The sequence below is a fragment of the Enterobacter sp. I4 genome (assembly GCF_022669095.1).
GTDB lineage: Bacteria > Pseudomonadota > Gammaproteobacteria > Enterobacterales > Enterobacteriaceae > Enterobacter > Enterobacter pasteurii.
In genome coordinates this window covers 2,337,757-2,355,200 of the sequence record NZ_JALBUO010000001.1, presented here as the reverse complement: position 1 = coordinate 2,355,200, position 17,444 = coordinate 2,337,757, and the positions used below count along the sequence as shown (strand labels likewise).

Below are 17,444 nucleotides of genomic sequence, written 5' to 3'. Positions count from 1 at the left end.
CCATGAAAATAGTATTTCCTTTAACGGTATGTCTTGCTTTCCTGCTTAGCGCTGGCTGCGCAAACTCTCTGAAAAGCGATTATCAGCCTCCTGAGGTGAAATATCCTGCCAGCTGGTATCAGGCGGATGCTGCGGAAGAGAAGGTGCCGTTCGACTGGCAGGCCTTTAACGATCCAGACCTCGACGGCTGGCTGCGGCAGGTTATGGCGCGCAATAACGATGTCGCTGGAGCGGTACTGCGTGTTTATCGCGCCCGACTGGACGAAGAGCGGATTGGCATCGCAAACGATCCGGGACTCAAAGGTTCGCTCGGCCTTAAAGGTGAAAAACAGCTGAACGGCTCAGCCAGCTGGAGCAGGAGCAGCTCTGCCAATATTAATACCAGCTATGAGCTGGATCTGTGGGGCAAAATAGCGCGGCAGCGCGACGCGAAGGTGTGGGCACGTTTTGCCTCGGAAGAGGATCTCCGCGCTGCCCGCCTGACGCTGCTTTCAAATGCCAGTGATAATTACTGGCGTTTAGGCTTTATTAACCAGCAGCTGTCTGTCCTGCAACAAAGTATCGACTATGCAAAAGAGACGCTGCGCCTGGCTAAGGCGCGTTATGCCGCGGGCGGCGCTTCCTCTCTGGATGTTGTGGATGCTCAGCAGGGCGTACTTTCGCAGGAAAACAGGCTGGCGGCATTGAAGAATGAACGTTTACAGGTGCTCAATCAGCAAGCCGTTTTGCTTGGTACCGCGCCGGGCAGCTCGATAGTCGAACCGAAAGCGTTACCCATGGGGCCACTGCCGCAGGTCAGTGAAAAAATTCCGGTCAACGTGCTGCGGCATCGGCCAGATATCAGCGCTAAAGAGTGGCGGGTAAGGGAAGCATTGGCCACCGTTGACGTCCAGCGTACTGAATTTTATCCAGCGTTTAGTCTGACCGGCTCGCTTGGCACCAGCAGCAGCACCCTCATGGCCTTCCTGCAAAATCCTGTAGGCTCTGTTGGAGCAAACCTGACCCTGCCGTTCCTGGAATGGAGAGAAAGGGGCATGGACGTGAAGATTGCCCGCAACGACTACGAACAACGGGTTCTGGAGTTTAAGCAGGAACTTTACAAGGCGATGAGCAGCATAGAAGATGCGCTTGCTTTGCGTCATCAACTCCTGGAACAGGAGACGCTTCTCCGTGAAGGTCTGGAACTGGCGAAAAAATCAGAGAGGCTAAACGAAGTTCGCTACCGGCAGGGCGCGGTGCGAATTTCTTTCTGGCTTGATGCCCAGGAGAAACGCCGTCAGGCCGAACTGTTACTGAGCGAAAATCGCTTTAACCAGTTAAATAATCTGGCAAAAATTTATATGGAGTTCGGCGGTTCGGTATCCTTCATCTGAATTATGCAGACTCATTTACGTCCGGCAGCAAATGGATTTGCTGCTCACGGCGCATCAGTTTGGCTATTTCGCTGATTTTCCGTCATATAAATTCACAGTGATGGTAGTTAAATGACTATTTACCGGATAACAGATGGTTTAAAAGATTTATAGCGTCCGGGCATAAATATAAATGGTGTTCTTAAACAGAAGGTACGCCCGTTTGCCCGATGGTTTAATAAAAATTCTCCTGGCGTGTCTGCGCGAATGTACTACTTTCAGTAAAGCGACTTTTACAGGGAGGGTCAATGAAACCATTATCGCTTTTATTATTGTCGAGCCTGACCTTGGTGGGTTGCGGCGCGAACAATACCCCTTCAAATACGCCTGTTCCGGGTGCAAAAACCTCCGTCGGGACGAGCACGCTTGAAGCCGGTGCGCAGCTTATCCAGTCCCGTCCGCCCATTGATGCAATTAGTGCCTACCTTGACGGTTTCCATTTTTATAGCGGCGATAAAAATGGCCAGATGGAAGCCCATCATTATGTAACCGTCCTGAATGAGGACGTGATGCAGGCGGTGATCTACGACGGTAACACCAAAGATGCCCGTTTAATGGGCGTTGAGTACATCATTAGTGAACGTTTGTTTAACACACTGCCGCAGGAAGAAAAAAAATTGTGGCACAGCCATCAATATGAAGTGAAATCCGGCAGCCTGATTGCGCCAGGTTTACCTGCAGTGGCTGACAAAGCATTGATGAGCAAAATTGTGAATACCTACGGCAAGACCTGGCATACCTGGCACACCGACCGCGATAAAAAGCTGCCGCTCGGCATTCCGGCACTGATGATGGGCTTTACCGGGGAAGGGCAGTTAGACCCCAAACTGCTGGCGGACAGAGATCGACGCTTTGACGTGAGCACGCAAGCCATCAAAGAAGAACGTAAGGATATTGTGGCGCACCCGGTTGCTAAGGGCGCTGATGCCTGGCAACGTGGTGAAGAGATCCAGCTTAAGCGGGTTAAAGGTTCAGGTGAGCATGGCCAGGGAGACACAAGCCATTTCTGATATCAAAAACCTTCAGGAATACCCCGGCAACGCCGGGGATACGGTGAGTTAAATTACCAGCCCTGTTATTTTCTCGTCCTCAGACATCAGAAACGCCAGGTGGCTGAAAGATTACCTGCGATCGAGTCATAGCCAGAACGAAACATTTCGCTTTCAACCCCGATGCCCAATTCGACATCAGCGTTGATTTTATAGCTCATACCTGCCTTAACGCCCAGAGCGTCACGGCCAGTCACCTGATTCCTGGAACTAAACCCTGTGCTTCGATAGCCGGCGAAAGAGGCTCGTTGCACTACGTTGCCATCAAGCAGTTCATGATCCCAGGTGAGCTGCAGCTCAGCTGCTACCGACGCCCCTGAAGCGAGCGGTACATTCCAGTTACCATTCACCCCGATACTTGATCTCAGAGAATCGAAGGTCTGCGAACCCAGCATCAGTCGGCTGCCGTCGTTGCCGCTTTCCTTCACGCCGGGACGATGTAATGTGGTGTAATTCAGTGACGTTACCGGTCCGGCGTTCACGTTATTATTCAGCGCCCATCGATAGCCACCGCCGGCCGACACAGAGCCTGACAATCCGGTCCAGGTGGCATGGTGGCTTGCTCCGTAAGTTTCGACATTAATGTTTCTGTCCAGCCTGCTGTCTTCAATACCCAATCGGCCAGTGCCGAATAAATACATTCCTTCGAACCTTTCAGCGCCGTAACGAGCATGAATACCCAGATCGAAAGCAGTGGTTTTCCCGGTCGCGGTTTCTGGTGATTTCACCGTCACCGACTGGCCGCTGACCGCGCCATGAAAGCCATAAATCCAGTTGTGATTCTCATCGTTTTGTTTTTCAGCACCGAATACAATGCCATAACTGCTGGCGTCGTACCCTACACTGTCACCCTGACGCTGTTGCCAGAAGCCGCCGCCAAAGGGTATGGCAAAGCTGCGCCATTCACCTTCCGCCAGCTGCTTCGGCATAACCACAGGATTTGGCCCGCCAACGATCCGCGCTATCTGCTGTTCACGGTGAAGGGAACTTGCGAACATGGCGCTGTAGGCGCCCGCAGAAAGTTGCGGCAAGGCATTGCTGATACTCCTGCCATCAGTGGCTGAGAAATCCAGGGTACGGTACAGCGGCTGTATATCAGACTTAGCTTCTGCCACAATTTTATCCAGCGCTTGCCCTACCTGCCGCGCATTAGCGTCCTGCGCATACCGGCTGTATGCGTTTGAAGCGCGCAACATTGAGAGCTGCCAGACATTCTTTCCCTGAGGCGTTGTTTGCAGCGTTAGCGTGGGTGAGCGGAGCACGCTGTTTACCGCACTGAAATTGCCGCCGGAAGAGTCCGTTTTTAGTAAATCTTGCGTATCCAGACGCCAGTTTGTTGCGTACCAGTCCGGCTGCGGCGCAAACGTCAGCTGACCGTCAAATTGTGCGTGACCGTCCACTCGCAGAGTATCATGCCTGCCGCGCCCGTCGACTTCCAGCAACAACTGCCCGGTATCCCCCTGTTGATAAGCACCGGATATATTGATTTGCCCAAGTGAATTACCCGGCGCAAGGATCCCGTTATTTACAAAGCGGCCTTCCTCATTAAGCGTGTAGCTAGCGTTGCCGGACAGGCTGGCACCTGGCGCGATAGTCATGCTGTAAATCTGAAAATCGCCGTTAAGCGAGGTTTTTCCTCCGTGCGCGTCCAGTGCCAGATTATTGATACCTTCAATGTTCCCGCGATAAGTAAAGCTGAAATCAGCATCGGCAGCTTCCGTTGCTTGCCCGTACGCATTGGCCTTCCGACCGAAGGTAAGCAGCGTTAACCGCTGTTGGCCATAGTCATCCCGCTGGGCGTAGTCCGAATAAATATCACCCTCCAGCCGGGCGCCCGTTAATATATTTATATTACCGACCAGCGCGTTCGGTGATATATAAATCGCCGCGCCTTTACCGGCAACCCGTCCGCTGATGTCGGCATTGTCTACCAGCGCTCCCTGCAGCTCGGGTAATAACGCATCGTAATATCCGTCCACGATATGAAGCCAGGATCCACGATAGTCCACTTCGTTACCCAGGAGATTATTGCCAAAATCAAAACTGATACCGACGCCACTGGCGCCCATTGCCTGAACGTCGCCACGCTGAATAAGGCTGTGCTGTTTACCGTAGGCAAACATCACCCCACGGCCATTAACGCCATCGGCGTATACCCGAACTCCGGGTTCGATGCTCAGGGTGTTATTTTGCCCGTCTATACGGATGCCCGCGCCGCCAGCCCCTGACGTCAGCAGGTCCGCTTGTTGAAAGATATGGTTATTACTGCCATACACATGCAGGCCAACCCCCAGGTTAGCGGTATTGTATTGACCAGCCAGATAGCCATCCGCCTGCTGATTACGCTGAAAATAGCCGTTGCGGTTAACGAGAGTTTGCCCGTTGCCATACAGCGAAAAACCGAAAAAGTTACGTCGGTCAATCTGATATCCCATATCCTGCAGCAACGCCAGTTCCGCTTCCATAAACGTTGTGTAATTACGGTAGTTCTGATGGCTCATCATGCTGTTTTTCAGCTCGATATGGCTCATGTAGTTATCATCGACCGAACCGTCGTCTGCTAACATTTTCACCGGCACGCCAGGCATGGCGCCTGCAAGGACTTCATCCACGTGCCTGCCGGTGAAATAGCCTTTATCGAGCCGTACATCAAAGCCTTGTGGATCCCATGTGTTATTGCATCCATTACACAATATCACTTGCCCAGGTCGGGCAGGATTGCCACGGTCATCGCGCAGATGGCTGGTCCAGGAGCCAAAAGGCTCGGTATCAAAAGCGGGCGTGAATGTGCCACTTCCCTGCAGCTCGGTAACCATATTGGATATTCCCAGGCCATGGGCCAGCTCATGAATAGCGACGCTGACCAGATCGGCCTTTCCAGTGCGCGGCAGCTGCGCGGGCACATAGGGAACGTTATCAAAATCCAGTTTGCCCATGATGAACTGGGCGTGGGAGCCAAAGGTCAGCTCTCCGGTATCAATGCCGTTCAATGCGCCCTGCAGCTGCGTCAGGCTTATGATGCCGTCGGTAACTGATTCGCTGGAACCTGCGGCATTCTCGTCATTAAACGTCCCCACATTGATGATGGCGGGCAGTTGCCCTGGGCTGGGGGTAATAACCTCAGCCCAGTAACGCATGGCATCGAGTATTTTTTCTTTTTGTTGCTGGCCAAGATCCCAGGTTGACTCAGACGCGCTCGGCCAGTCCGGCATAAAGGGGCCGTCGCCAACGTTAAAGAAACGGACTTCAAATACCGCAATATTGTGTGGGTTATAGACCAGATAGCTTTCTCCTGCATATGGATTATTACTGACAAATAAACCAGTTAATGCAGCCGTCATAAAAACCCTTTTCATATTAACCATCCTTGTGTAAAAAAAATTAGTGCCTATGTCCGTCAATATGAATTCACACCCGAGCTCAATAAAGCATAAACAAATATAATAATTATCGATGTGGCTTGATGATTTGTAATAACGAATGACCTTGCCCTGTAATTGCCTCGTTTTGCAGTATTTTATAAACGGTAAAGCGGGAGATCCCGGATCTCAATGAACAGGGATGTACCGACATATGCAGGGGAAATAGCGGAGAGGGTAGGGTGTCGTGGCATAATCGACGTAAGCGTGAGGCGCTACTGTACTTCACGACACCAAAAACTATCAGATCGCTTATCAATCAAAGCCAGCGAGAGCGTTTGAGCCGAAGCCACAGTAATACACAGGCCCCCAGCGTGACAGCGACCGTAGCCGGATAGCCAAAGAGCGTCTTCAGTTCCGGCATATGTTCGAAGTTCATACCATACATGCTGAAGACTACCGTCGGGATCACGAGTATCGCCCCCCAGCCGGCCAGTTTCTTCACGACTTCGTTTTGCTGCACTGAAACCAGGGCCAGGTTGACGTGCATCGCGCTGCTAAGCAGCTCACGCATGTCATTGACGTCCGTTACGACATGGCGAGCGTGATCCTGAATATCTCTGAAATAGGCCCTGAGGGGTTTTGGGATGAGTTCTTCATGAATGCGGATAAGCTCTGTACAGATTTCTTCTACGGGCTGAGCGGCATTGCGAAGCCCGAGCAGATTGCGGCGGAGGGAATACACGTCCTGAATGGCTTCACGGTCAAATTCACTGTGAAAAAGCGTCGCTTCAATATCGCCAATCTTTGTGTTGAGGCGCGCGGTCAGCTCTGCATAGCTGTCGACAATGAAATCCAGAATACAGTAAAGGGGATAAGCCGGACCATGCAAAAGCATGTCCGGGGCCTCGGCAGCGCGGGCGCGTATAGGCGCGTAGCTCTCTGAAGCCCCATGGCGCACCGTAATAAGGAAGTTTCGGCCCACGAACAAATGCGTTTCGCCAAACTCAATATTGTCGCCCTGACCGCTGACGGTCTTCACAACGATAAATGCCGAGCTGCCATAACGTTCTATCTTAGGCCGCTGATGTGCGTTAAGGGCATCCTCTACTGCCAGATCGTGCAGACCGAACTCCTCCTGTACCTTGTACATAAACGCCGGTTCAGGCTGCCAAAGCCCCAGCCATATAAACGCATCGGGGTCCTGAATAACTTCGCTGATATCTTCAATATCTACGGTTTCGGCGGGGTGGCCTGAACGGTAAACCATACAGTTAACAATCATTTTCTGGCTATCCTTAAGCATGTTTATAAGAAGCTTAACCATTTCCGTTAAATTTCCAAATTTTTGAGCCGGTAGGTTTTTACATGAGGAATTGCGTTGTTTGCTCCTCGTTCAAAGCAGACATTAAATCTCGCCCGTGCGTTTTTCTCGGAACACGCCGCCTTCTGAACGCAGCGTGGAGCAGGGCGCTCGCCGGATAAACGCCCCTTAAAAAAATCCTCTTCTATACTCTGTTACGTTTAGTGAAATATGCCGCCGTTTCTCACGCCGCGTTGTTTTTTTAGCGAGTGTCTGCGCGAACGGCAGCGGCATATATCCACGAAAACGCCTTATCGGTGGTTTATTTTGCATTTTTATAGGGGGCTTCCTGGTATGTATCATTCTCAATCCTCGCGCGTCGGCAGCATTTTGCTGCTGCTGGCCGCGTTAACCGGCTTCGCGGTAGCGCTGTACGCCTGGTGGACGCCGCTTACCGGCGTCACCGGCACCATTGGCGCACTGGGCGTAGCCATCGCCAGCGCGGTGCTGGCGATACTGGCCTTTATGCTACGCGCGGCGTCCGGTCGCGGATCGCGCATTTTCCTGATTATTATCACCTTGGTGGTGCTGGCGGGCGTAGGTTTTGCCGCCGCGCTGCTGCATCAGTACATCATCACGGCAGCCATGGTGGTCGGCCTGATCGGTCTGATTATGCTGAGCAGCACGTCCGCCCGTAACCATCAACGCGTCAAAGCCTGAGGAGCCGCCCGTGCATAACGATAAGTATTATCCCTTCCTGAAGGTCGGCATGACGGCGCTGGCGCTGCTGGTCGCCCCGTTCGCGCTACAGGCCCAGGATAAGGCCGCCGAGGCCTCTCAGGGGACCCAGGATTCGCTTGATATTGATGCGGCCGATCGACAGGCGCCAGGGACGACAAAAACCACAGACGAAGCCTCAACCGGCAACGGTAGTGGGCAAAAAGTCGCTTCGACCAGCCAGCCGGCAACGCCGCTGGTGCCTTCCACCGCCACCTGGGACAGCTTCCATGGGCAGCTTAACGCGCAAAAATACAGCCCGCTGACCCAAATCACGGCGGAAAACGTCGGCAAATTAACGAAAATCTGGGAGTTCCATACCGGCGACGTCTCGGATGGGAAAGGCGATACGCCCGCCACCGTCTGGTCCGCCACGCCCATTTTCGCCAACGACACCCTCTACATCGGCACACCTTTCGATCGCCTGATTGCGCTGGATCCGGGCACGGGCAAAGAGAAGTGGCACTATGACACCAAATCCTCGCGCAAGGCGCTGACCCAGCCGGTGCTGAAGAACCGCGGCGTGTCCTACTGGCAGGCAAAAAATCCGGTGAACGGCCAGGCATGCCAGAAGATCGTCTATATGGGCACCGTTGACGGCAAGCTCTTCGCGCTGGACGCCGATTCAGGCAAACCGTGCAGCGGCTTTGCGGACAACGGCGTGCTGGACGTGAACCAGTGGAACACCATTAACGCCAGGTATCCGCTCTCTATCCTGCAGCCGCCAACCGTGGTCGGCGACCATCTGCTGGTGGGCTGGGCCGGTAAAGACTGGGCCTATGCCGAAGCGCCTCCGGGCACCGTATTCTCCATCAATGCCCGGACCGGCGAGCGTGAATGGACCTTTGACGCGATCCCGGAAGCGATCCGCAAGCGTACCGGTACCGCCAACGTCTGGACGCACATGTCCGCGGATGAGGCCAATGGCCTGGTCTATCTGCCGGTCTCATCGCCGTCGCCCAACTACTGGGGCGGCAACCGCGTCGACGCGATTCCCCTCGGCACCTCGACCACCGCGCTGGACATCAACACGGGTAAGGTGGTCTGGTCCCGCCAGTGGGTACACCACGACGTCTGGGATTACGATATCAACTCCGCGCCGACGCTGATGGATATCACCGTAGACGGCAAAAAGATCCCGGCGCTGGTGCAGGCCACCAAGCAGGGCTTCCTGTTTGTGGTTAACCGCCTGACGGGGGAGGACGTATGGCCTATCGAAGAACGTCCGGTTCCGCAGGGCGACGGTTCGGTGCAGGGCGAAGTTCTCTCGCCCACGCAGCCGTTCCCAACCAGGCCCGCGCCGCTGCTCGACCAGTCGAAAAAGCCAAAAATCTGGAAGCTGGCGGATATCGTCGGTGCCGGCCAGTGCTCCCGCCTGTGGGACAACCTGACCTATGAGGGAATGTATACGCCGCCCACCACCAAAGGCGAGGGCGCGTTAACCTATCCCGATAGCGCCGGCGGCGTGCAGTGGGGCGGGGTTGCGTTCGATCCGCAAAAGCAGATCGCCATCGTCAACACCTCGCATATCGTCCAGTACGTGAAGCTCTACAGCCGCGAGGATTACGATAACGCCGATAAAACCGCCGGTAACGAAAGCGGCTTTGCGCCGCAGGAAGGGGCCCCGTACGGTATGCGCCTGCTGGTGGCCGATAACTGGCTGGGCATGCCGTGCTGGCAGCCACCGTTTGGCGAAATTGTGGCGCTGGACATGCACACGGGCGATGTGAAATGGCGTCGTCCGGTTGGCGCATCCCAGCAGTATGGCTTCTTTATGCCGGAAGGCTGGGGTTCACCTACTATCGGTGGTCCGGCCGTGACGGCGGGCGGGGTGATCTTTATCGGCGCCTCGATGGATGCCAAAGTGCGTGCCTACTCGGTTGAAAGCGGAGAAGAGCTGTGGTCCGATCAGGTTGAAGCCCCGGCAGTTGCTAACCCGTCGGTCTATGAATATAAAGGCCGTCAGTACGTGGCGTTTGTGGCGGGCGGGAACACTATCCTGAAGGATCAGGTGGGCGACCAGGTGGTGGTCTACGCGCTGCCTGAATAATTTCACCCGGGAGGGTAGAAATGCGCGTGGGGCCTGCGGGCCCCACTTTTTTTGGGTCAGCGCGCTCGGGGCGCGCTATTTTACCGCGGCACTTACTTTTTGTCCGCTGACGCGCCGGACGGCACCGACATTTGCTCGGCGGTCTTCAGATGCTGCTCAACGACCGGAGTATGCTCGTTAGCCAGGGCCTTCACGTCCGGATCGTCGATCTTGCTGGCATCCTTTTGTAGCTTCGACAGCACCATCTGGTGGTCTTTCACGCCGGCATATTCCATATACATCTTGTCAAAGGCGTCGCCGGAGCTTAGCTTAGCGCCCGATTGAGCCTGGCCCGCAGCGCTGGTTTGCGCGGCGTTAGTCGTCTGGGCTTGTACGCCAACGGTGCTGAACATCGCTGCAGCTACTGATACGGCTAGCACCCTTTTCAGGGTTTTACTCGTGTGCATATTGTTCTCCTGATGGTCATGGTACAGGTGAGTTTTCGTTACTTTACGCGTAACCGCGCGGATAAATGACAACTGCATCGGTCAGTATAGTAGATGAAACTGCTGGGCCCGCGTGGTGAGGAATAAAAGCCAGGAAATGAAGCACTGCTTAAACCCTTTGTGAAAATGACCCGGCTCGTTTACATATTTAGTGCTAATGTTAAACAGGAAGATACATCCACAGGAGGAATGATATGAAAAAGGCACTATTAGGGACTGTACTGGCTTTAACGGTAGCAAGCTTTGGCGCATCTGCGGCAGATATGATTTCCAAGGATGAAGCGCACCACTTCAAGCTGGAATACCTGGGTAATGTAACCGTAGGGGCTTCAGGTGGACAAATTTCTTCACCTTCCGATCTTCATGAAAAACTATCAAAACTGGCAGACGAGAAGGGCGGGAAATACTACGTCATCATTGCCGCTCGTGAGCATGGCCCTAATTTCCAGGCCGTAGCTGAAGTGTTCAAATAATCTTCATGGCTACTACAAAAACCCGCTCCCGGCGGGTTTTTTGCTTATGCTCAGCCCAAAATGCCCCTTGTGCAAAAGAGAACCGGGCGTGCCGCCCGGTTTTATATGCATAATCATCGTCTTTATGAGCGAATAAATGCCAGGATATCGGCGTTTATGGTATCGGCATGCGTGGTATGCATCCCGTGCGGGAAGCCCGGATAAATTTTAAGCTCGCTGTTTGCGAGCAGCTTGTCCTGCAGAAGGGCGGCATTTTTATACGGCACGACCTGGTCGTCATCGCCCTGCAACACCAGGACAGGCACCGTAATGGCTTTGAGATCGTCCGTCTGGTCGGTCTCTGAAAACGCCTTAATGCCCTCATAGTGGGCTTTGGCGCTACCGATCATTCCCTGACGCCACCAGTTCTGTATCGTGCCCTGCGAAACGTCTGCCCCGTCCCGGTTAAAGCCATAGAAAGGACCGCTGGCGACGTCGAGGTAAAACTGGGCGCGGTTAGCTGCCAGCGCCTGGCGGAAGCCGTCGAACACCTCAATGGGCGTTCCGCCGGGGTTAGCGTCCGTTTTTACCATCAGCGGTGGAACGGCGCTGACCAGGACCGCTTTGGCCACGCGGCCCTGAGGCTGGCCGTACTTCGCAACGTATCTGGCGACCTGGCCCCCGCCGGTGGAGTGGCCGACGTGCACGGCATTACGCAAATCCAGGCTTTCGACCACCGCCGATGCGTCGGCGGCATAATGATCCATATCGTGGCCTTCACTCACCTGATCGGAACGACCATGACCGCGACGGTCGATGGCGATGACGCGGAAGCCTTCTGCAAGGAAAAAGAGCATCTGGTTATCCCAGTCATCGGCGCTTAGCGGCCAGCCGTGATGGAAAACGATGGGCTGCGCATCCTTCGGGCCCCAGTCTTTGTAATAAATACTGACACCATCTTTCGTTGTTACGAATGCCATATTTCAGGCTCCTCTGCTAATGGCAACAATGTGTGAAGGCTACGTAAATAGCCCGGCATTTAAGGACGTAATAAAATTGTCTTATATTAATCTTATTACGGATATATCCGCTTAAAGTGTAGAACGGCTTCATGAAAACAGTTGTAGATTTGTTTTACGCGGTCGTTATTTATTTTTAAACGAAATATCCCCTCTGCCAGCCGGGGCACCGTTATTTTTCCGATGGGCTTATTATCGGCCGGGCAGAGGTAACCGCCACCCGGCCAGACTGGCTTAAACGATCGCGTTAGGACACGCTTCACCTTTTTCGAGCTGCTGCAAATTCCCCAGCGTGGTTTCCGAGATGCCGATCAGCGCTTCGGCGGTCAGGAACGCCTGGTGGCCGGTAAACAGCACGTTGTGGCAGGCCGACAGGCGACGGAACACGTCGTCCTGGATCACGTCGTTAGATTTATCCTCAAAGAACAGATCGCGTTCGTTCTCGTACACGTCCATCCCCAGCGCGCCAATTTTCTGCGTTTTCAGCGCTTCAATAGCGGCCTGAGAATCAATCAACCCGCCGCGGCTGGTGTTGATAATCATCACGCCGTCTTTCATCTGTTCGAATGCCGACTGGTTAAGCAGATGGTAGTTTTCCGGCGTCAGCGGGCAGTGCAGGGAGATGACGTCAGACTGGGAGAAAAGCGTTTTCAGATCGACATACTCTACGCCCAGCTCGAGCGCAGCCGCGCTTGGGTACGGATCGAACGCCAGCAGGCGCATGCCGAAACCTTTCAGAATGCGAAGGGCGGCCACGCCGATTTTGCCGGTACCGATTACGCCTGCGGTTTTACCGTACATGGTAAAGCCGGTCAGCCCTTCCAGAGAGAAGTTGGCATCACGGGTGCGCTGGTAAGCACGATGAATACGACGGTTGAGCGACATCATCATGCCGACGGCATGCTCGGCAACCGCTTCCGGAGAGTAGGCCGGGACGCGAACCACCTTCAGGCCCAGCTCTTTGGCGGCATCAAGATCGACGTTGTTAAAGCCCGCGCAGCGCAGGGCAACGTATTTCACGCCCTGTTTTTTCAACTCTTCCAGCACCGGTCGGCTGCCGTCATCGTTCACGAAGATACAAACGCCTTCGCAGCCGTGGGCCGTTTTTGCCGTCTTTTCAGTCAGCAGAAAGTCGAAAAATTCAAGATCGAAACCGTACGTCTCGTTAACATGTTGCAGATACTTTTTGTCGTACTGCTTTGTGCTATATACCGCGAGTTTCATAAGACGTTCTCCAGTGATTTTGCAACCACGTTAGCATGATTAAAATTATCTTACAATTTTTCAAATTTCATTGAAATCAATAAGTTCTATGAATTATTGTAGAGCATCTACTCTTAAAAATGGCATTACCTTCAACTGACTGGCTAAACATGCGACAATGAGCGGCAGGAACGGCTTATTTATTTCGCTAAATCAGGATATTAACTGCCCATGAAGGGTAAATACAAAGCCGCAATCGCGCTATTACTGCTGCTCTTTATTGTGCCGCTGACGCTGCTGATGACGCTCGCCCAGTGGGTGCCCACGCTCGCCGGGATCTGGCTACCGGTTGGAACGCGCATCGCGTTTGAAGAAAGCCCGCGGCTCACGCGCCACGCCCTGATCGTTCCCGATCTCCGCTATCTGGTAGATGAGTGTGAAATTGCCCGCGTCGAAAACCTCACGCTGTCCCATCCGGGCCGCTGGGATCTGGATATTGGCGCGCTCGATCTCAACGCCGTCTGCCTGAGCAAATTACCGCAATCCGCGCCATCTACGGTGGCGCCGAAAACGCTGGCCCAGTGGCAGGCCATTCTGCCCAACACCTGGCTTACCGTTCACCGCTTTACGCTTTCCCCCTGGCAGCAGTGGGAGGGGGAGCTGCACGCTTCACTGACCCCGGCCCGCCAGGAAATCACCTATAAAGGAGAGCAGGTGAGCATCAGGGGGCAGCTGCGCGGCCAGACGCTTTCAATAACCCAGTTCGATGTGCAGCTGCCGAACCAGCCGCAGCCCGTGAAGCTGGTCGGCGAATTTACGATGCCGCTGGTACCGGACGGCGTGCCGGTAAAAGGGCATACGGTCGCCACCTTCAACGTGCCACAGTTATCCTCGCTGGTCGATGCCGATCTTGACTGGGAGGGCAATCAGGGCCAGCTGCTGGTCATGGCGCGTGGCAATCCCGATCCGCTGCTCGATTTACCGTGGCAGATTACCGCCCAGCGGTTAAACATCAGCGACGGCCGCTGGAGCTGGTCGGCCTCCGGTATGCCGATGAGCGGTCGCGTCGGCCTCAGAGTGGATAACTGGCAGCAGGGGCTGGAAAAAGCCACGTTCACGGGGCGTCTCAACGTCCTGACGCAGGGGGATGCGGGTAAGGGCAACGCGGTGCTGAATATCGGCCCCGGCTCGCTCAGTATGGAAAACAGCGATATGCCGCTGTACCTGAGCGGTGAAGCCAAGCAAAACGATCTGATCCTGTATGCCAGACTCCCGGCAAAGCTGACCGGCAGCCTTTATGATCCTCAGCTTACTTTTGCTCCCGGCGCGCTGCTGCGCTCGCGCGGTCGCCTCATCGACTCGCTCGATATCGATGAGATCCGCTGGCCGCTGGCGGGGGTGAAGCTTACGCAGAAGGGCGTGGACGGCCGCCTGCAGGCCATTCTGCGGGCGCATGAGAACGAGATGGGCAATTTTGAGCTGCACCTGGACGGCCAGGCGAACGACTTTTTACCCGATAGCGGCCTGTGGCAGTGGCGCTACTGGGGTAAAGGGAACTTCACGCCAATGAACGCGCGCTGGGATGTGCGGGGCAGGGGGGAGTGGCGCGACAGCCTGATTGAGCTGACGGACCTCTCTACCGGTTTCGACAAACTCCAGTACGGCACGATGCTTGTCAGCAAACCGCGCCTGGCGCTGGATAAGCCGGTGCGCTGGTCGCGGGACCCGGATAAACCCACCTTCAGCGGCGCGCTCGTGCTTAATGCCGGACAAACCACCTTCTCTGGCGGAAGCGTGCTGCCGCCGTCCGTCCTGACCTTTAGCGTTGAGGGGACAGACCCGACGGTATTCCAGTTTAAGGGTGACCTCCATGCGGAAAAAATCGGCCCGGTACGGGTGAATGGCCGCTGGGACGGCCAACGCCTTCGCGGTCAGGCCTGGTGGCCAAAGCAGTCCCTCACCGTGTTCCAGCCGCTGATCCCACCGGACTGGAAAATGACGCTGCGCAACGGTGAGATGTATGCCCAGGTCGCTTTCTCGGCGGCAGCCGGGCAGGGCTTTGAGGCGGGGGGGCACGGGGTGCTGAAAGCAGGCAGCGCGTGGATGCCGGATAACGAGATAAACGGCGTCGATTTTGTACTGCCGTTCCGCTTGAGCCAGGGCACCTGGTCTCTGGGCACGCGCGGGCCGGTAACGCTTCGCATCGGCGAGGTGAAAAACCTGGTGACGGCCCGAAACATCACTGCGGATCTCCAGGGCGATTATCCCTGGACCGAAGCGAACCCGCTCCTGCTCACCAACGTTAAGGTTGAGGTGCTGGGCGGAAAAATCACCATGCAGCAGCTGAGAATGCCGCAGCACGATCCGGCACTCCTGCGCGTGGATAATATTTCCTCCAGCGAACTGATTAGCGCGGTAGATCCTAAGCAGTTTTCCATGTCCGGCCCGGTGAGCGGTGCGCTGCCGTTCTGGCTGGACAATGAGAAATGGATCATTAAAGATGGCTGGCTGACCAACCCGGGGCCGATGACGCTGCGTATCGACCAGGATACGGCAGACGCCATTGTGAAAGACAACATGGCTGCCGGGGCGGCAATTAACTGGCTCCGCTATATGGAAATTTCGCAGTCGTGGACAAAACTCAATGTGGATAATCTGGGCGTATTAACCATGCAGGCGTCCATTAAGGGCACCAGCCGCGTCGACGGCAAAAGCGGCTTCGTGAACCTGAACTATACCCATGAAGAGAACATTTTTACCCTCTGGCGCAGCCTGCGCTTTGGGGACAATTTGCAAACATGGTTTGAGCAACATGCGGCGATACCACTTCTCCGCGGTTCGACAGGCAAGGAAAGTGAGGAACAACAATGAAAATGAGGGCTGGTGTGCTCGCCGTGGCCGTGGCCGCGCTGCTGTCAGGCTGTACGCCGCGCATTGAAGTGGCGGCGCCCAAAGAGCCGATCACCATCAACATGAACGTGAAAATCGAGCACGAAATCCATATCAAGGTGGATAAAGACGTTGAAGCCCTGCTGAAATCCCGCAGCGATCTGTTCTGAGGATGCCATGAAACGATTAGCACTGCTGTTACTGGCGCTGGGGATGAACGTTCACGCCGCCACGCTCACGCTCAACGACGCGCGCGCCCAGGGGCGCGTGGGGGAAACCCTGAGCGGCTACCTTGCCCCCGTCCAGCATGACGCGGAAACGCTGGCGCTGGTGAACCGTATCAACGCCGCGCGCACGGAAAGCTATCAAAAACTGGCCGACAGCAATAATCTGCCCGTGGACGACGTGGCAAAAATGGCGGGGCAAAAGCTGGTGGCCCGCGCGCAGCCGGGGGAGTACGTGAAGGGGATAAACGGCAGGTGGCTGAAAAAGTAGCTAGCGAAAACGCTTCCGGTACTCGCCCGGCGAGACCCCAAAACGCTGCTTAAACGCGGTGGAAAAATGGCTATGGTCGGTAAAGCCCCAGCTGTAGCCAATTCCCGCCAGCTTTTCGTCATCGCTAATGCCGCGCAGCGCCTGAGCGCATAAATCGAGGCGACGGTTCTTGATATACTGCGCCACCACCAGCCCCTTCTCGGCGAACATGCGGTACAGGCTGCGTACTGACATGCCGCTCTCAGAGGCTATCCACTCCGGTCTTAACGCCTCTGACTGAATATGGTCGTCAATCAGTGACAGAACGTTGCGGAACTGGCGCTCCTTGCGCGGCAGCACCTCGTCACGCTGCTGGAACGCCGGGCGCAGCAGGCACACCATTGCCTCAAGGGCCGCTTCACTCTCTCTGGCGCTCAGATCGGCATTGCCCATGCTCTCCTGCAACAGACGATAGCTAAGCTGAACGGTAGGAAGACTGCGGGAAAGGGTAAGCGCGCAGCTCACTTCCTGAAAGCGCGCGTATTGCTCAACGATCTGCCGCGGCAGCAGCAGCGAAATCTGGCGGGATCGCTCCTGCCAGTATATGGAGCACGGGCGGGAGGCATCAATCAGCGTGATATCCCCGGTTTTTAACACCGAGCGGCGGTCGTCCTGCTCAATCTCCGCGCTACCTTCCAGCTGAAACACGGTATAGAACCAGGCGTCGTTGCCGTTTTTGATCTCCTGACGGGTGCGAAACAGGTTTACGCCTGCGGCGGTTACGGTGCTTAGCTTCAGGCTTTGGGTGTAGCTGGTTTCCAGCTCGCCGAGAAACGCGCCCCCTAGCGGACGCGCAGCAAAGCGCCCGCAAACCTGGTTAATCTGCGCCAGCCACTGCTGAAAATTGTCCTGTTCGCCTGCACATGCCATTGATTTTCTCGCTGTACCGTCACCGTTTTCACATTGTTGCAT

Annotated in this window: 14 protein-coding genes; 8 read left to right on the top strand and 6 right to left on the bottom strand. The window is 55.1% G+C overall.

The genetic code is table 11. The annotated features are described in order from the left end of the window. Positions 1–2 precede the first annotated feature (2 nt). The gene (locus tag MOQ06_RS11135) at positions 3–1,373 is read left to right on the top strand and encodes a TolC family protein (protein ID WP_242172951.1); all 1,371 of its coding nucleotides are present in this window, start codon (positions 3–5) and stop codon (positions 1,371–1,373) included. 287 nt (positions 1,374–1,660) lie between these two features. Next, positions 1,661–2,422: an OBAP family protein gene (locus MOQ06_RS11130; protein ID WP_148419421.1), complete on the top strand. Its 762-nt coding sequence runs from the start codon at positions 1,661–1,663 to the stop codon at positions 2,420–2,422. An 86-nt stretch (positions 2,423–2,508) separates the two neighbouring features. Here MOQ06_RS11130 and MOQ06_RS11125 read toward each other — a convergent pair whose 3' ends face one another. Next, positions 2,509–5,817, bottom strand: a complete 3,309-nt coding sequence (locus MOQ06_RS11125; protein WP_242172949.1) for an autotransporter outer membrane beta-barrel domain-containing protein — start codon at positions 5,815–5,817, stop codon at positions 2,509–2,511. Between the two features lie 322 nt (positions 5,818–6,139). Beyond that, positions 6,140–7,105, bottom strand: a complete 966-nt coding sequence (locus MOQ06_RS11120) for a magnesium and cobalt transport protein CorA (protein WP_242173263.1) — start codon at positions 7,103–7,105, stop codon at positions 6,140–6,142. 372 nt (positions 7,106–7,477) lie between these two features. On the opposite strand from MOQ06_RS11120, the gene MOQ06_RS11115 reads away from it, so the two are divergent. Both MOQ06_RS11115 and MOQ06_RS11110 read left to right on the top strand, forming a co-directional pair. Beyond that, entirely contained in the window at positions 7,478–7,843 is a 366-nt protein-coding gene (locus tag MOQ06_RS11115) for a hypothetical protein (protein WP_242172946.1), read from the top strand. A 10-nt stretch (positions 7,844–7,853) separates the two neighbouring features. Next, positions 7,854–9,950 (top strand): pyrroloquinoline quinone-dependent dehydrogenase, encoded by a 2,097-nt coding sequence (locus MOQ06_RS11110; RefSeq protein WP_242172944.1) that lies wholly within the window; start codon positions 7,854–7,856, stop codon positions 9,948–9,950. Positions 9,951–10,042: 92 nt separating this feature from the next. On the opposite strand, the gene MOQ06_RS11105 is transcribed toward MOQ06_RS11110, so the two are convergent. Next, positions 10,043–10,396, bottom strand: coding sequence for a DUF4142 domain-containing protein (locus MOQ06_RS11105; RefSeq protein ID WP_242172942.1), 354 nt, complete (start codon positions 10,394–10,396; stop codon positions 10,043–10,045). A gap of 233 nt (positions 10,397–10,629) precedes the next feature. Between MOQ06_RS11105 and MOQ06_RS11100 the strand changes: the two genes are divergently transcribed. Continuing rightward, positions 10,630–10,908 carry a DUF1471 domain-containing protein gene (locus MOQ06_RS11100; RefSeq protein ID WP_176610425.1) on the top strand — a complete coding sequence of 93 codons (279 nt, stop codon included), beginning with the start codon at positions 10,630–10,632 and terminating at the stop codon, positions 10,906–10,908. Positions 10,909–11,030: 122 nt separating this feature from the next. Here the strand turns inward: MOQ06_RS11100 and MOQ06_RS11095 are convergent, their stop codons facing one another. After that, a complete protein-coding gene (locus MOQ06_RS11095) occupies positions 11,031–11,867 on the bottom strand; it encodes an alpha/beta hydrolase (protein WP_193356117.1) in 837 nt (278 codons plus the stop codon). 273 nt (positions 11,868–12,140) lie between these two features. Continuing rightward, positions 12,141–13,130: a 2-hydroxyacid dehydrogenase gene (locus MOQ06_RS11090; RefSeq protein WP_193356116.1), complete on the bottom strand. Its 990-nt coding sequence runs from the start codon at positions 13,128–13,130 to the stop codon at positions 12,141–12,143. Positions 13,131–13,340: 210 nt separating this feature from the next. Here MOQ06_RS11090 and MOQ06_RS11085 point away from each other — a divergent pair, with 210 nt between their 5' ends. The 3 genes from MOQ06_RS11085 to MOQ06_RS11075 are packed head-to-tail and all read left to right on the top strand — an operon-like array spanning position 13,341 to position 16,493. Beyond that, positions 13,341–15,980 (top strand): YdbH family protein, encoded by a 2,640-nt coding sequence (locus tag MOQ06_RS11085; protein WP_242172940.1) that lies wholly within the window; start codon positions 13,341–13,343, stop codon positions 15,978–15,980. Beyond that, a complete protein-coding gene (locus MOQ06_RS11080) occupies positions 15,977–16,168 on the top strand; it encodes a YnbE family lipoprotein (RefSeq protein ID WP_148419429.1) in 192 nt (63 codons plus the stop codon). Before MOQ06_RS11085 ends, MOQ06_RS11080 begins: the two co-directional genes overlap by 4 nt. Before the next feature lie 7 nt (positions 16,169–16,175). Further along, positions 16,176–16,493: a YdbL family protein gene (locus MOQ06_RS11075; RefSeq protein WP_176610420.1), complete on the top strand. Its 318-nt coding sequence runs from the start codon at positions 16,176–16,178 to the stop codon at positions 16,491–16,493. On the opposite strand, the gene feaR is transcribed toward MOQ06_RS11075, so the two are convergent. Continuing rightward, complete coding sequence (gene feaR / locus MOQ06_RS11070) at positions 16,494–17,402, bottom strand: transcriptional regulator FeaR (RefSeq protein WP_148419557.1); 909 nt, start codon at positions 17,400–17,402, stop codon at positions 16,494–16,496. It abuts the gene before it with no gap. Positions 17,403–17,444: the final 42 nt, after the last annotated feature.

Bases quoted from the DNA above. Each gene is read 5' to 3' on its own strand.
- MOQ06_RS11135 (WP_242172951.1), top strand. From the start codon at position 3: ATGAAAATAGTATTTCCTTTAACGGTATGTCTTGCTTTCCTGCTTAGC.
- MOQ06_RS11130 (WP_148419421.1), top strand. From the start codon at position 1,661: ATGAAACCATTATCGCTTTTATTATTGTCGAGCCTGACCTTGGTGGGT.
- MOQ06_RS11125 (WP_242172949.1), bottom strand. From the start codon at position 5,817: ATGAAAAGGGTTTTTATGACGGCTGCATTAACTGGTTTATTTGTCAGT.
- MOQ06_RS11120 (WP_242173263.1), bottom strand. From the start codon at position 7,105: ATGATTGTTAACTGTATGGTTTACCGTTCAGGCCACCCCGCCGAAACC.
- MOQ06_RS11115 (WP_242172946.1), top strand. From the start codon at position 7,478: ATGTATCATTCTCAATCCTCGCGCGTCGGCAGCATTTTGCTGCTGCTG.
- MOQ06_RS11105 (WP_242172942.1), bottom strand. From the start codon at position 10,396: ATGCACACGAGTAAAACCCTGAAAAGGGTGCTAGCCGTATCAGTAGCT.
- MOQ06_RS11100 (WP_176610425.1), top strand. From the start codon at position 10,630: ATGAAAAAGGCACTATTAGGGACTGTACTGGCTTTAACGGTAGCAAGC.
- MOQ06_RS11095 (WP_193356117.1), bottom strand. From the start codon at position 11,867: ATGGCATTCGTAACAACGAAAGATGGTGTCAGTATTTATTACAAAGAC.
- MOQ06_RS11090 (WP_193356116.1), bottom strand. From the start codon at position 13,130: ATGAAACTCGCGGTATATAGCACAAAGCAGTACGACAAAAAGTATCTG.
- MOQ06_RS11085 (WP_242172940.1), top strand. From the start codon at position 13,341: ATGAAGGGTAAATACAAAGCCGCAATCGCGCTATTACTGCTGCTCTTT.
- MOQ06_RS11080 (WP_148419429.1), top strand. From the start codon at position 15,977: ATGAAAATGAGGGCTGGTGTGCTCGCCGTGGCCGTGGCCGCGCTGCTG.
- MOQ06_RS11075 (WP_176610420.1), top strand. From the start codon at position 16,176: ATGAAACGATTAGCACTGCTGTTACTGGCGCTGGGGATGAACGTTCAC.
- feaR (WP_148419557.1), bottom strand. From the start codon at position 17,402: ATGGCATGTGCAGGCGAACAGGACAATTTTCAGCAGTGGCTGGCGCAG.